The 14,061-nt window shown below is 58.3% G+C and carries 13 protein-coding genes and 1 riboswitch; of the genes, 9 read left to right on the top strand and 4 right to left on the bottom strand.

Features of this window, described 5'->3' with window-relative positions:
• The first annotated feature begins 35 nt into the window (after positions 1-35).
• The 4 genes from pabB (at position 36) to pdeD (ending at position 5,255) form a co-directional block, all read left to right on the top strand.
• The gene (pabB, locus tag EV102420_RS09465) at positions 36-1,394 is read left to right on the top strand and encodes an aminodeoxychorismate synthase component 1 (protein WP_042391289.1); all 1,359 of its coding nucleotides are present in this window, start codon (positions 36-38) and stop codon (positions 1,392-1,394) included.
• A gap of 3 nt (positions 1,395-1,397) precedes the next feature.
• Positions 1,398-1,976: a CoA pyrophosphatase gene (locus EV102420_RS09470; protein WP_042391292.1), complete on the top strand. Its 579-nt coding sequence runs from the start codon at positions 1,398-1,400 to the stop codon at positions 1,974-1,976.
• Positions 1,977-2,160: 184 nt separating this feature from the next.
• Positions 2,161-3,525 carry an L-serine ammonia-lyase gene (gene sdaA / locus EV102420_RS09475; protein ID WP_042391294.1) on the top strand — a complete coding sequence of 455 codons (1,365 nt, stop codon included), beginning with the start codon at positions 2,161-2,163 and terminating at the stop codon, positions 3,523-3,525.
• Between the two features lie 131 nt (positions 3,526-3,656).
• Positions 3,657-5,255 (top strand): cyclic di-3',5'-guanosine monophosphate phosphodiesterase PdeD, encoded by a 1,599-nt coding sequence (pdeD, locus tag EV102420_RS09480; protein WP_042391295.1) that lies wholly within the window; start codon positions 3,657-3,659, stop codon positions 5,253-5,255.
• A gap of 6 nt (positions 5,256-5,261) precedes the next feature.
• Here the strand turns inward: pdeD and yoaE are convergent, their stop codons facing one another.
• Both yoaE and EV102420_RS22965 read right to left on the bottom strand, forming a co-directional pair.
• Positions 5,262-6,824, bottom strand: coding sequence for a CNNM family cation transport protein YoaE (gene yoaE / locus EV102420_RS09485; protein ID WP_042391297.1), 1,563 nt, complete (start codon positions 6,822-6,824; stop codon positions 5,262-5,264).
• Positions 6,812-6,949, bottom strand: coding sequence for a protein YoaL (locus tag EV102420_RS22965; protein WP_376782028.1), 138 nt, complete (start codon positions 6,947-6,949; stop codon positions 6,812-6,814). Before EV102420_RS22965 ends, yoaE begins: the two co-directional genes overlap by 13 nt.
• A 303-nt stretch (positions 6,950-7,252) precedes the next feature.
• Here EV102420_RS22965 and manX point away from each other — a divergent pair, with 303 nt between their 5' ends.
• The 5 genes from manX (at position 7,253) to mntP (ending at position 11,419) form a co-directional block, all read left to right on the top strand.
• Entirely contained in the window at positions 7,253-8,227 is a 975-nt protein-coding gene (gene manX, locus EV102420_RS09490; protein ID WP_042391299.1) for a PTS mannose transporter subunit IIAB, read from the top strand.
• 61 nt (positions 8,228-8,288) lie between these two features.
• Positions 8,289-9,089, top strand: a complete 801-nt coding sequence (locus tag EV102420_RS09495) for a PTS mannose/fructose/sorbose transporter subunit IIC (RefSeq protein ID WP_042391300.1) — start codon at positions 8,289-8,291, stop codon at positions 9,087-9,089.
• Positions 9,090-9,101: 12 nt separating this feature from the next.
• On the top strand, positions 9,102-9,953 hold the full coding sequence (locus EV102420_RS09500) for a PTS mannose transporter subunit IID (RefSeq protein WP_042391302.1): 852 nt from the start codon (positions 9,102-9,104) through the stop codon (positions 9,951-9,953).
• Between the two features lie 54 nt (positions 9,954-10,007).
• Complete coding sequence (locus EV102420_RS09505) at positions 10,008-10,466, top strand: DUF986 family protein (protein WP_042391304.1); 459 nt, start codon at positions 10,008-10,010, stop codon at positions 10,464-10,466.
• A 197-nt stretch (positions 10,467-10,663) separates the two neighbouring features.
• Positions 10,664-10,850: riboswitch (yybP-ykoY riboswitch) on the top strand.
• 2 nt (positions 10,851-10,852) lie between these two features.
• Positions 10,853-11,419 carry a manganese efflux pump MntP gene (gene mntP, locus EV102420_RS09510; protein ID WP_042391306.1) on the top strand — a complete coding sequence of 189 codons (567 nt, stop codon included), beginning with the start codon at positions 10,853-10,855 and terminating at the stop codon, positions 11,417-11,419.
• Here mntP and rlmA read toward each other — a convergent pair.
• Positions 11,416-12,231 carry a 23S rRNA (guanine(745)-N(1))-methyltransferase gene (gene rlmA / locus EV102420_RS09515; RefSeq protein ID WP_042391308.1) on the bottom strand — a complete coding sequence of 272 codons (816 nt, stop codon included), beginning with the start codon at positions 12,229-12,231 and terminating at the stop codon, positions 11,416-11,418. The genes mntP and rlmA overlap by 4 nt on opposite strands.
• A 62-nt stretch (positions 12,232-12,293) precedes the next feature.
• A complete protein-coding gene (gene ftsI2, locus EV102420_RS09520) occupies positions 12,294-14,033 on the bottom strand; it encodes a peptidoglycan DD-transpeptidase FtsI2/PBP3(PARA) (RefSeq protein ID WP_042391309.1) in 1,740 nt (579 codons plus the stop codon).
• Positions 14,034-14,061 lie beyond the last annotated feature (28 nt).

Below are 14,061 nucleotides of genomic sequence, written 5' to 3' on the forward strand. Positions count from 1 at the left end.
CTAATTATTTCACGCTACCTGGTTGTTTGCCATACATGAACACGCTTTCCCCTACCGTTATTACCCTACCGTGGCGTCACGACGCCGCTGAGTTCTGGTTTGCGCGTCTGAGCCACCTGCCGTGGGCGATGCTGCTGCACTCCGGCCATGCCGAGCACGCCTACAGCCGCTTCGATATTCTGGTCGCCGATCCGCTGGGCACGCTGGTGACCACCGGTGAGAGCACACGCGTGACGCTGAACGGCACGGAGGTGTCCACTGCCGATCCGCTGGCGCTGCTTCAGCAGGCGCTGACGTCGCTGGCACTCTCTGCCGAGGTGGATCCGGACCTCCCCTTCCTGGGCGGCGCGCTGGGGCTGTTTGGCTACGATCTGGGTCGACGCTTTGAAAAACTGCCCACGCAGGCAGAGGCCGACATCGCCCTGCCGGATATGGCGGTGGGGCTCTATGACTGGGCGCTGATTGTCGATCACCATCAGAAACGTGTGTCGCTGCTGAGCCACGGCGACGTCAATGCCCGTCTCGCCTGGCTGGAGGCCCAGCAAGTACCCGCCAGCGAGGATTTTTGCCTCACCTCCCGCTGGCGCGCCAATATGACGCCAGCGCAGTATGCCGATAAATTTGCGCGCGTGCAGGCTTATTTGCAGAGCGGCGACTGCTATCAGGTCAATCTGGCCCAGCGCTTTCAGGCTACCTATCAAGGCGATGAGTGGCAGGCGTTCACCCGCCTTAACGCCAGCAACCGCGCACCGTTCAGCGCCTTCCTGCGTCTTGAGGACGGGGCCATCCTGAGCCTCTCCCCTGAGCGGTTTATCCATCTGGAGCGGGATCGCATTCAGACCCGGCCCATCAAAGGTACCCTGCCCCGGCTGGCGGATCCGCAGGCCGATCGCCAGCAGGCGGAAAAGCTGGCGGCCTCGCCGAAGGATCGCGCTGAAAACCTGATGATCGTTGACCTGATGCGCAACGACATTGGCCGAGTGGCGATGCCCGGCTCGGTGCGCGTCCCGGAGCTGTTTGTGGTGGAGCCGTTTCCTGCCGTGCACCATCTGGTCAGCACCGTCACCGCCCGACTGCCCGCCTCACAGCACGCCTGCGATCTGCTGCGGGCTGCCTTTCCCGGCGGCTCGATCACCGGCGCGCCAAAGGTGCGGGCGATGCAGATTGTTGACGAGCTGGAGCCGCAGCGGCGTAATGCCTGGTGTGGCAGCATCGGCTATATCAGCTTCTGCGGCACCATGGACACCAGCATCACTATCCGCACTCTAAGCGCCTGCAACGGGCAGATTTACTGCTCCGCCGGGGGCGGCATCGTTGCCGATAGTCAGCCCGAGGCGGAATATCAGGAAACCTTTGATAAAGTTAATCGTATTCTGCATCAGCTGGAGAGATAACCGGTGGAGAGCACAAACCTGACCCTGGACGATTTTTTATCACGCTTCCAACTTTTACGCCCCCAGGCCAGCGGTGCGAGCCTGAACAACCGCCAGGCGGCGGTGCTGATCCCGGTGGTACGCCGTGAGCAGCCAGGGCTGCTGCTCACCCAGCGCTCAGCGCGGCTGCGTAAGCACGCGGGCCAGGTGGCTTTCCCCGGTGGGGCCGTGGACAGCAGCGATGCCTCTATTATTGCCGCCGCCCTGCGCGAGGCCGAGGAGGAGGTCGCCATTCCGCCCGAGGCGGTTGAGGTGATTGGTGTTCTGCCTCCGGTAGACAGCGTGACCGGCTTTCAGGTTACCCCGGTGGTGGGCATTATCCCGCCGGATCTGCACTACCACGCCAGCGAGGATGAGGTGGCGGCGGTGTTTGAAATGCCGCTGGCCGAAGCACTGCGCCTGGGACGTTATCACCCGCTGGATATCCACCGGCGCGGCAATGCGCACCGGGTATGGCTCTCCTGGTATCAGCATTACTTTGTCTGGGGCATGACGGCGGGCATAATTCGTGAGCTGGCCTTACAAATCGGTCTCAAACCCTGACTATACTTTACACAGCGCCCGTTTTTCACCAGGCGTGACCTGCCTCTCAGCATTAGTAAAATAGAGGTTGGCTATTAGTTTAATTCATGTGAATAGTTAAACCGATCCCACGGTTCCCTCTTACACTATGCGCAATTATTACATCGTTGCCGGAGGGTCCGGCAACCCTGTCAGGAGTGTTAGCGTGATTAGTATATTCGACATGTTTAAAGTGGGAATTGGTCCTTCCTCTTCTCATACTGTTGGGCCCATGAAGGCCGGGAAACAGTTCGTCGATGATCTGGTCGAAAAGGGATTGCTGGAGAGCGTCACCCGCGTGGCGGTGGATGTCTATGGTTCGCTGTCGCTGACCGGCCGTGGTCACCATACCGATATCGCCATTATTATGGGCCTCGCGGGTAACGAGCCGGCGACCGTCGATATCGATGCGATTCCGGCGTTCATCCGCGACGTAGAGACCCGTGGCCGCCTGCTGCTGGCTCAGGGGCGTCACGAAGTAGACTTCCCTGCCGATAACGGGATGCGTTTCCAGAGCGACAACCTGCCGCTGCATGAGAACGGCATGCGCATCCATGCATATCAGGGCGAGAAAGAGCTCTACAGCAAAACCTATTACTCCATCGGCGGCGGGTTTATCGTCGATGAAGAGCACTTTGGTAAAGAGAGCGCCCAGGCCGTCAGCGTGCCCTACCCGTACAACTCTGCCCAGGCGATCCTGAACTGGTGCAAAGAGACCGGCCTCTCCCTCTCCGGCATGGTGATGCAGAACGAGCTGGCCCTGCACAGCAAAGAAGAGATTGCCGACTACTTTGCTCACGTCTGGCAGACAATGCAGGCCTGTATCGATCGCGGCATGAACACCGAAGGCGTACTGCCGGGTCCGCTGCGGGTGCCGCGCCGTGCCTCAGCCCTGCGCCGTCTGCTGGTTGCCAGCGACAAGCACTCCAGCGATCCGATGGTGGTGGTTGACTGGGTCAACATGTTCGCGCTGGCGGTGAACGAAGAGAACGCCGCCGGTGGCCGAGTGGTCACAGCCCCGACCAACGGCGCATGCGGGATCGTGCCGGCGGTGCTGGCCTACTACGATCACTTTATCGAGCCGGTTACCCCGGATATCTACACCCGTTACTTCCTGGCCGCAGGCGCAATCGGGACGCTTTACAAGATGAACGCCTCGATCTCCGGCGCGGAAGTGGGTTGTCAGGGTGAAGTTGGCGTTGCCTGCTCTATGGCGGCGGCGGGCCTTGCGGAGCTGATGGGTGCCAGCCCGGAGCAGGTTTGCGTGGCGGCAGAGATCGGCATGGAGCATAACCTGGGTCTGACCTGTGACCCGGTCGCCGGCCAGGTGCAGGTGCCGTGCATTGAGCGTAACGCCATTGCCTCGGTGAAGGCCATCAACGCCTCTCGCATGGCGATGCGCCGTACCAGCGCCCCGCGCGTGTCGCTGGATAAGGTGATCGAAACCATGTATGAAACCGGCAAGGACATGAACGCTAAGTACCGCGAAACCTCTCGCGGCGGTCTGGCAATCAAGGTGCAGTGCGACTAATACGTTATCTGGCCCTTTCACCCGAAAGGGCTAATTGTTTCCCTTTTTGATGCCGATTATTTTTTCCCCACTACACTTGCTGTGTTGCCGTTTGCTTTTTCGCCAACGGCTCTCCTGGGGACCGTCAGGACATGCAAACAGCACAGCATATTATAAGAAGCTACCGTCGAAAACGCGCCATCGTCTGCGTGATTGTCGCGATCTTCACGCTTTTCCTGACGCTTGGCTCACGCTACATTTCCGAGCGCAACGCTAACCAACAGCGGATCCTCTCTTTTACGAGCCACGCGGTCTCGTCGTTGAACAGGATCCTGATCCCTTTGGCCCAGGGCCGGGGGGTACTTCTCCCGCTGGTGGGCCAGCCCTGCGACGAGGCGCACCTGGCGCTACGAAAACAGGCCGCGACGATGCAAACCGTACGCTCTATCGGCCTTATCAAAAACGGCGTCCTCTACTGCTCCAGCATTTTCGGTTATCGCAACGTCCCCATTCATCAGCTTCAACCCGCACTTCCTACCGCTCAGCCACTGCTCTTGCTCACTACCGATAACTCCCTGCTGCATGGCAGCCCGATACTGATCCAGTGGTTTCCCCTGACCCAGAACGGTCAGGATGGGGTGATGGAGGTGATCAATATCGACCTGCTCACTCGCCTGATGCTGGAGCCGCAGAAACCGCTGATCACCGGAGCGAGCGTAACGGTGGGTAATCGGCATTTGATCTACGGTGCCGGGGTCGTGGATAGCCTGCCGCCGCTGGTCAACGAGACACGGTTTCAGCAGAGCTCGGAACAGTTTCCCTTTACCATTAGCGTGAGGGGCCCTGGCGCAGGCGAGCTGGCGCTGCGCCACCTTCCTTCCCAGCTGCCGCTGGCGGTGATCATCAGCCTGCTGATGGGCTATATCGCCTGGATTGTTACCGCCAACCGGATGAGCTTCTCCTGGGAGATCAACCTCGGTATGGCGGCCCATGAGTTTGAGCTTTTCTGCCAGCCGTTGCTGAACGCCACCACCCATCAGTGTGAGGGGGTGGAGATCCTGCTGCGCTGGAATAATCCGCGCCAGGGCTGGATCTCGCCGGACGTCTTTATCCCCATTGCCGAGGAGCAGAACCTGATTGCTCCCCTGACGCGCTACGTGCTGGCAGAGACCCACCGCCAGATAGGCCTGTTCCCGGCCAACAGCCAGTTCCATATCGGGATCAACGTCTCCGCCAGCCATTTTCGCGACGGCGCGCTGCTGAAGGATCTTAACCGCCTCTGGTTCCATGCCCATCCGGTTCAGCAGCTCACCATTGAGCTGACCGAGCGGGAGGCGATCACCGATATCGATTACCGGCTCGTGCGGGCCCTGCACCGACGTGGGGTGAAGCTGGCGATTGATGACTTTGGTACCGGTAACACCTCTCTCTCGTGGCTGGAGAAGCTGCGTCCGGACGTATTGAAGATTGATAAGTCCTATACCATGGCGGTGGGCACCGATGCGGTGAACTCGACGGTAACGGATATTATTATCGCGCTGGGCAGGCGGCTGAAAATTGAGCTGATTGCGGAGGGGGTTGAAACCCCGCTGCAGGCGCAGCGTTTGCGCCAGCGCGGGGTGACTATCTTTCAGGGATTTCTCTACGCGAAGCCTATGCCGCTAAAAGATTTCCCCACGTGGCTGGCAGGCAGTACGCCGCCCCCAGCCACCTATAGCGGGCATGTGATGCCCATGACGCCGCTACGCTGAACGAGGCTACTCCTCTTCGTCGTCCTGTACCGGCTGCTCTTTAACAACCCGTACCAGATCGACCCGGTAGTCGTTCGCCTCAACCACGGTAATGGTTAATGGCGCAAGCTGCAGCACCTCGCCCGGCTTGGGAATTTGACCATTGATAGCAATGACCAGCCCTGCAACGGTAGCGATATCCTCTTCGTCGTTCACCAGGTTATCCATCCCCAGCGCATGCTGCAACGCGTGAAGATCGGTAGCGCCTTTGACCAGCCAGCCGTCGCCGTCGGTGACAATCTCCGGCGTCTCATCGGCGTCCGGGAACTCACCGGCAATGGCTTCCAGCACGTCAAGCGGCGTGACCAGGCCCTGCACTACGCCAAACTCGTTGGTGACCATCACGAAGCTCCCCCGTGCGCGGCGGAGAACCGCCAGCAGCTTGATGGGATCCAGCGTTTCCGGTACCACGATGGCCGGGGACGCCGAGGCGATAGCCGCCACGTCGACGCCCTCTTCCAGCGCCATCAGCAGCTCTTTCGCACGCACGATGCCGATAACTTCATCCAGCTCGCCCCGGCACACCGGGAAGAGGCTGTGCGGCGAGGAGAGCAGCTGCTGGCGAATAGCGTCCACCTCAAGGTTGGCATCGACCCAGCTGATCTCGCCCCGCGGCGTCATGATGCTGCGTAAAGAGCGTGACGCGAGGGTGAGCACGCCGTTGATCATGTAGCGCTCTTCATCCGCAAACGCGCCTTCAGGCACCGAAACCGGGGACTGGCTGTCCGGCTCATGCTGAACCGCAGCCTGACGGCGACCGCCCATCAGACGCAGGATCGCGTCGGCGGTACGCGCTCGCAGCGGCAGCGTCGACTGATGACGAATAAAGTTACGGCGTGCCACCTGGTTGAAGAACTCAATGATGATCGAGAAGCCAATTGCCGCGTAGAGGTAGCCTTTCGGAATATGGAAGCCAAAGCCTTCCGCCACCAGGCTCAGACCAATCATCAGCAGGAAGCTCAGGCAGAGCACTACCACCGTTGGGTGTTGGTTAACAAAGCGCGTCAGCGGCTTCGAGGCCAGCAGCATTACCGCCATGGCGATCACCACCGCGGCCATCATCACCGGCAGGTGGTTCACCATCCCTACCGCAGTGATCACCGCATCGAGGGAGAAGACCGCATCGAGGATAACGATCTGCACCACCACCACCCAGAAGCTGGCGTAGCCTTTCCCCTGGCCGCTGTCGTGCTCGCGGTTCTCCAGGCGCTCGTGTAATTCTGTTGTCGCTTTAAAGAGTAAGAATATCCCCCCGAGCAGCATGATGAGATCGCGGCCGGAGAAGGTGAAATCCATGACCGAAAAGAGCGGCTGGGTCAGCGTCACCATCCAGGAGATCACAGAGAGCAGCGCCAGGCGCATCACCAGCGCAAGGGAGAGACCGATCAGCCGGGCCTTGTCTCGCTGCTTCGGTGGCAGTTTGTCGGCCAGAATGGCGATAAACACCAGGTTATCGATACCGAGAACGATTTCAAGTACGACAAGCGTCAACAATCCCACCCAGATTGAGGGGTCCATTAAGAATTCCATGACAGGCTCCTGCTAAAGGAATGACAAAACGGGGCCTTACAACATGCAGGCGTGATGACAACAGAAAGGGGGTTAACACAGGCGCTAAGCGGCCTGAAGGTAAACTGACGTCGGTGACGGTCCATACGGTGGGCAGCTGCCCTCTACTCCAGTGATTATAAACAGAAAGTAAACATAACAGAGAGAATTACGATTTTGCAAAGATTTACCAGAATTTGCATTTTCGGAGATATTTTGCGCAACAAAATTTCTTTTCCGATTAAAGCTAAATTACGGATCTGAATCACATAAATTATTTTTTCACTATCTAAAATAATTCGCGAAGACTGAATTTTCTATGTCATCCCTCTCTGAATCGATTCGCTATGACGTAACGATTCACAATGCATCTGCTACGGATGTATTCACGATAATAAAGGAGGTAGCAAGTGACCATTGCTATTGTGATAGGCACACATGGCTGGGCTGCAGAGCAGCTGCTTAAAACAGCTGAAATGCTATTGGGCGAACAAGAGAACGTAGGCTGGATCGATTTCGTACCGGGTGAAAACGCCGAAACGCTGATCGAAAAGTACAATGCGCAGTTGGCAAAGCTCGACACTCATCAGGGCGTGCTGTTTCTCGTTGATACATGGGGCGGCAGCCCGTTTAACGCTGCCAGCCGTATTGTCGTCGATAAAGAGCACCATGAGGTCGTGGCCGGGGTCAATATCCCGATGCTGGTCGAGACCCTGATGGGCCGCGATGACAACCCGACGTTTGACGATCTGGTGGCCGTCGCCGTTGAAGCAGGCCGCGAAGGCGTGAAGGCACTGAAGGCGCAGCCGGTGGAGAAGGCGCAGCCTGCCGCCCCTGCCCCTGCCGCCGCCCCCCGCGCCGCCGTGCCGCAAAAGCCGATGGGGCCAGCGGACTATATGACCATTGGCCTGGCGCGTATCGACGATCGCCTGATCCACGGTCAGGTGGCCACGCGCTGGACCAAAGAGACCAACGTGCAGCGTATTATTGTCGTCAGTGACGAAGTCGCCGCCGACACGGTACGCAAGACGCTGCTCACCCAGGTGGCACCACCCGGCGTTACCGCGCACGTGGTGGACGTCGCCAAGATGGTTCGCGTTTACAACAACCCGAAATACGCCGGTGAGCGCGTGATGCTGCTGTTCACCAACCCGACCGACGTGGTACGCCTCGTTGACGAGGGGGTGAAGATCACCTCTGTCAACATTGGCGGCATGGCCTTCCGCCAGGGTAAAACCCAGGTGAATAACGCCGTGTCGGTGGATGAGCAGGATATCGCCGCGTTTAAAAAGCTCAACGCCCAGGGTATCGAGCTGGAGGTGCGGAAAGTGTCCAGCGATCAACGTCTGAAAATGATGGATTTAATCAGCAAAGTGGCGAAGTAACCGGCACCCGCCGATCGCGCTGTTTTTACACTTTAATCTGTAATGCTATAGGAGAAGTACAATGGAGATTACCACTCTTCAGATTGTGCTGGTGTTCGTCGTAGCCTGTATTGCCGGTATGGAGTCGGTGCTGGATGAATTTCAGTTTCACCGTCCGCTGGTGGCCTGTACGTTAATCGGTATCGTGCTGGGTGATATGCAAAAAGGCATTATCATCGGCGGTACCCTGGAGATGATCGCCCTCGGCTGGATGAACATCGGTGCGGCGGTCGCGCCGGATGCCGCGCTGGCTTCCATTATCTCAACCGTGCTGGTTATCGCCGGTGGTCAGAGCATCGGGGCCGGTATCGCGCTGGCTATCCCGCTGGCAGCGGCAGGCCAGGTGCTGACCATTATCGTTCGTACCATCACCGTGGCTTTCCAGCACGCAGCGGATAAGGCGGCCGAAAACGGCAACCTGACGGCGCTCTCCTGGATCCACGTCTCTTCCCTGTTCCTGCAGGCAATGCGTATCGCCATCCCGGCGGTGATCGTGGCCTACTCCGTGGGTACCAGTGAAGTACAGAGCATGCTCAACGCCATTCCGGAAGTGGTGACCAGCGGCCTGAACATCGCCGGTGGCATGATCGTGGTCGTAGGTTATGCGATGGTCATCAACATGATGCGCGCTGGCTACCTGATGCCGTTCTTCTATCTGGGCTTCGTTACCGCCGCCTTCACCAACTTTAACCTGGTGGCGCTGGGGGTAATCGGTGCCGTGATGGCCATTCTCTACATTCAGCTTAGCCCGAAATATAACCGCTCGGCGGGCGCGCCTGTTCAGGCTGCCGGTGCTAACGATCTCGATAACGAACTGGATTAACAGGTGAGCGACATGGTTGATATAACAAAAACGACGTCCGAGAAAAAACTCACGGCTGGCGATATCCGCGGCGTGTTCCTCCGCTCTAACCTCTTCCAGGGGTCGTGGAACTTCGAGCGTATGCAGGCGCTGGGCTTCTGCTTCTCTATGGTACCGGCTATCAAACGCCTCTACCCGGAGAATAACGAGGCTCGCCGCCAGGCGATCAAACGCCACCTGGAGTTCTTTAACACTCACCCCTACGTTGCCGCGCCGGTGCTCGGCGTTACCCTGGCGATGGAGGAGCAGCGTGCCAACGGCGCAGAGATCGACGATGGTGCTATCAATGGTATCAAAGTTGGTCTGATGGGGCCGCTGGCAGGCGTCGGCGACCCGATCTTCTGGGGTACCGTGCGTCCGGTGTTTGCCGCGCTCGGGGCGGGGATCGCCATGAGCGGCAGCCTGCTCGGTCCGCTGCTGTTCTTTATCCTCTTTAACGTGGTGCGCCTGGCAACCCGCTACTACGGCGTTGCCTACGGCTACCGTAAAGGGGTAGATATCGTTAAAGATATGGGCGGCGGCTTCCTGCAAAAGCTGACCGAGGGGGCGTCAATCCTCGGCCTGTTTGTCATGGGGGCGCTGGTAAACAAGTGGACGCATGTTAATATCCCGCTGGTGGTGTCGGAGATCACCGACCAGACCGGGAAAACTAACGTCACCACCGTGCAGACGATCCTTGACCAGCTGATGCCGGGCCTGGTACCGCTGCTGTTGACCTTCGCCTGCATGTGGCTGCTGCGTAAGAAAGTGAACCCGCTGTGGATCATCGTTGGCTTCTTCGTCATCGGTATCGCGGGTTACGCCGTGGGCCTGCTCGGCCTGTAAACGGTAAATGTTACGCCGGGGGCACTGCCCCCGGTTTTTATTTCTGGAGGATGAATGTCGTTAACGGACTACGTGCTGGTGCTGTGCGTGGCTGGGCTGCTGGCTTACGCTATCTATGACGAGTTTATTATGCCGCGCCGCCACGGCGCGACGCTGCTCACCGCTCCCCTGCTGCGCCGCAGCCGCGCCGACAGCGTAATCTTCACCGGCCTGCTGGCTATCCTTATCTATAATAACGTCACTCATCATGGTGCTATTTTAACCACGTGGCTATTATCTATGCTGGCGCTGGTGGTTATATATCTTTTCTGGATCCGCGCCCCAAAAATCATCTTCAAAGAAAATGGGTTTTTCTTCGCGAATATCTGGATTGAATATGGGCGTATTAACGCGATGCAGCTATCGGAAGATGGTGTGCTGGTCGTGCAATTAGAGCAGCGACGTCTGCTGATCCGTGTACGAAATATCGACGATCTGGAAAAAATCTACAGGATTATGGTTAAAACTCAATAAGTTAAAATATAGCCATGACTATGTTTTTGATATACTCACACCCTAAAACATAGCCATGGCTATATTATTCCCCCTGCAATTCATCATCTTTTTTAACGTTATTTTCACCCTTTCAGCTAAATGAAAATCGTTATCAATAGCACAGCGAAATAATGAACTCCGGTTATTGTTTTAGTTTATCAAAATATGTTAAGGTTGCGCCCGTCGTTGGGGAGTAGCCAATTTCCTGTTCCCGGAAATGTGCGTGTCAACATACTCGTTGCAAAACGTGGCACGTACGGATCGAATAGCTGACGCTGTTCGGTCAGGCGAGACCATAGACGCATCAACTGCTGATTACTGGGGGCAGTGATGTGTCATATGGATTTCCCGGTCAGGACGCTTGTATGAACCTATCCGCTACCCTGCTGCTCGCTTTTGGCATGTCGATGGATGCCTTTGCCGCCTCTATTGGTAAAGGTGCGACGCTGCACAAACCCAAATTTTCTGACGCCCTGCGTACCGGATTGATCTTCGGCTTCATTGAGACGCTGACCCCGCTGCTAGGCTGGGGCTTAGGCATGCTCGCCAGCCAGTTTGTGCTGGAGTGGAACCACTGGATTGCCTTCTTGCTGCTGGTATTTTTAGGTGGTCGAATGGTGCTGGAGGGCCTGCGCTGCCAGCCTGATGAAGAGCTCACTCCGCTGCGCCGCCACAGCTTCTGGCTGCTGGTCACGACGGCCATCGCCACCAGCCTGGACGCCATGGCCGTCGGCGTCGGTCTGGCGTTCTTGCACGTTAATATTATCACCACCGCGCTCGCCATCGGCTGCGCCACCCTGATTATGTCCACCCTCGGTATGATGATCGGCAAGTTTATCGGCCCGCTGCTAGGCAAACGGGCCGAGATCCTCGGTGGCGTAGTGCTGATCGGTATCGGCATCCAGATCCTCTGGAGCCACTTCGCCCCTTAAGCGTCGCGCTGCCAGCACTGAATGCTGAAATCTGCCTCGCAGCTGAACTGGGTCATCTCCTGCAGCGTCTGCCACACCTGCGGCTTCGCCCGCCAGGCAAACGGCGTCATCTGCAACAGCGCCACGGCTTCGGTGCCGCTTAGCGTCATTCCGTAGCCTGGCGAGTGCTGCTCCCGCAGAGTAAACCCCGCCAGCTGTTCGCTCTGCGGAGCATGCAGCTGCACCTCGTCATAGATCAGCCCTTTTAGCTCTACCAGATGCCGTGGCCCCGGCGCGGCGGTAATCACCCATCCTCCCGGTTTCACTACCCGCGCCAGCTCCTCCGCTTTACAGGGTGCATAGATGCGCACCACGGCGTCGAGGGTTTGCGCCTCAAACGGCAGGCGGTGGCTGGAGGCTACGCAGAACATCGCCTGCGGATAGCGCTTCGCCGCCGCGCGAACTGCCGCCCGGGAGACGTCGAGACCAAAGGTCTGGGCCCCGTGCTGGCGAGCGATATCGGCGAAGGCGTGGGTGTAGTACCCCTCGCCACAACCAATATCCAGCAGCGCCTCGGCCTTCTCCGGCAGGTGGGCATCCAGCAGATCGCTTAGCGTCTGGCGCAGCGGCAGGTAGTGCCCGGCGTCGAGAAAAGCACGTCGGGCCTGCATCATCTCTGCACTGTCACCCGGATCGCGTGAACGCTTATGCTGCACCGGCAGCAGGTTGACGTATCCCTCTTTCGCTATATCAAACTGGTGCCGCTGCGGGCAGACGTAGGTTTTATCAGTACGCAGCAGCGGCGCGTGGCATAGCGGACAGGTGAAGGACATAACAACTCCGGGCAGAGAGAAAGGGCGAAAGTGTAACGCCAATTGCCGCTGCGGGAAACGTCTTAACGCAGCGGATCCGCACCGCCGAGGGAATTCAGCACCACTAAATGGCTTGAGTCGGGAGCCATCCCGTCAGGCGGGACGTTTTCAGCCCGCAGTACGCTACCCATAATTTCACTAAATACCGGAGCCGATACTGCCCCGCCATAGTAAGCGCCGTTTTGCGGATCGTTTATCACCACCGCTAGAGCATATTTAGGCGCGCTGGCAGGGGCAACGCCAGCGGTATAGGCCACGTACTTATTCACGTATTTGCCGTTCTCGTCGATCTTCTTAGCGGTGCCGGTTTTCACCGCCACGCGGTAGTCGCGCACGGCGGCTTTAGTCCCACCTCCGCCCGGCAGAGCCACGCTCTCCATCATGTGTTCAACCTCATGCACAATCTCCTGCGGCATCACCTGCTTCCCGACGACCGGCGGATCGACGCGGGTGATAGAGAGCGGGCGCGCCAGGCCATAGCTGCCGATAGTGGCATAGACGTGGGCCAGCTGTAGGGGCGTGACCATTAGGCCATAGCCAAACGAGAAGGTGGCACGATCGAGCTGGCCCCAGTATTTACGCACCGGCAGGACGCCGCTGCTCTCCCCGGTCAGCCCCAGTCCCGTTGACGTACCAAAGCCAAACGCTTTATAGGTATCCAGCAGGCGCTGGATCGGCATTGCCAGCGACAGGTGCGACACGCCGGTATCACTCGATTTTTGCAGGATGCCGGTGAGGGTCAGCTCCGGATAGTATCCCACGTCGCGGATGCGGTGGCCGTCGAGGGTATAGGGATGGGTGTCGACCACGCTATCCGGCCGAACGATACCCTCTTTAAGCGCCGCCATCAGCACCATCGGCTTCACCGTTGAGCCGGGTTCAAACGTATCGCTGATGGCGCGGTTGCGAAAGTCATCGAGGGTCGCGCCGCTGCGGTTGTTGGGGTTGAAATCAGGATAGCTGGCCATCGCCAGGATTTCGCCGGTCTGGATACGCACCAGCACCGCCGCGCCGGATTCGGCTTTATTCCAGCTGACGGCATTATCCAGCGCGTCCTCGGTGAGGGTTTGCAGGCGCTTATCGATGCTTAACATCAGCGTGTGCGCCGGCACGACAGGCGTTTCGGTCATATTCTCGATGACGTGTCCGTGGCGATCTTTGCGCACCCGGCGCAGACCGGGCTTGCCGATCAGCTGGGCGTTAAAACTCTTCTCAACGCCCTCGATCCCCTGCCCGTCCACGTTGGTAAAGCCAATCAGGTTAGCGGCGACGTGCCCGCTGGGGTAAAAGCGGCGCGACTCCTCCTGCAAATTGATGCCCGGCAAGTTAAGGTTATCAATCCATTTTGCCTGCTGCGGATCGAGCTGGCGAGCAAGGTAAATAAAGCGGGAATGCGGGTTATGCCGGATGCGTTCGGCAATCTCGCTCAGCGGCATATGCAGGGCGCTGGCCAGCGCCTGCCAGCGTGAGTTCACACTTACCCCACCGCTGCTGTTAATGACTTTAGGATCGGCCCAGATCGCACTGACCGGCACGCTCACTGCCAGCGGCAGTCCGTTGCGATCGACGATCATTCCCCGGGGCGGGACTATCTTCTCTTCCCGAATTGACCGCATATCCTCCTCTTTAACCAGCTTTTCCGGCGAGACGACCTGCAGCCAGGCCGTTCGGCCCAGCAGCAGGCCCAGCGCACAGATAATGGCCACGCAGAGCAAGGCAAAACGCAGAGGGGTATAGTTGCTGGAAAGAGGATTTTTTTTCACCTTGGCTCCTGAAACGGATTAACCCGCT

The sequence above is a fragment of the Pseudescherichia vulneris NBRC 102420 genome (genome assembly GCF_000759795.1).
GTDB lineage: Bacteria > Pseudomonadota > Gammaproteobacteria > Enterobacterales > Enterobacteriaceae > Pseudescherichia > Pseudescherichia vulneris.

Coding starts and splice junctions, on each gene's coding strand:
- EV102420_RS09495 (WP_042391300.1), top strand. CDS start 8,289: ATGGAGATTACCACTCTTCAGATTGTGCTGGTGTTCGTCGTAGCCTGT.
- pdeD (WP_042391295.1), top strand. CDS start 3,657: ATGCAAACAGCACAGCATATTATAAGAAGCTACCGTCGAAAACGCGCC.
- EV102420_RS09505 (WP_042391304.1), top strand. CDS start 10,008: ATGTCGTTAACGGACTACGTGCTGGTGCTGTGCGTGGCTGGGCTGCTG.
- pabB (WP_042391289.1), top strand. CDS start 36: ATGAACACGCTTTCCCCTACCGTTATTACCCTACCGTGGCGTCACGAC.
- EV102420_RS09500 (WP_042391302.1), top strand. CDS start 9,102: ATGGTTGATATAACAAAAACGACGTCCGAGAAAAAACTCACGGCTGGC.
- mntP (WP_042391306.1), top strand. CDS start 10,853: ATGAACCTATCCGCTACCCTGCTGCTCGCTTTTGGCATGTCGATGGAT.
- EV102420_RS22965 (WP_376782028.1), bottom strand. CDS start 6,949: ATGGACCGTCACCGACGTCAGTTTACCTTCAGGCCGCTTAGCGCCTGT.
- rlmA (WP_042391308.1), bottom strand. CDS start 12,231: ATGTCCTTCACCTGTCCGCTATGCCACGCGCCGCTGCTGCGTACTGAT.
- yoaE (WP_042391297.1), bottom strand. CDS start 6,824: ATGGAATTCTTAATGGACCCCTCAATCTGGGTGGGATTGTTGACGCTT.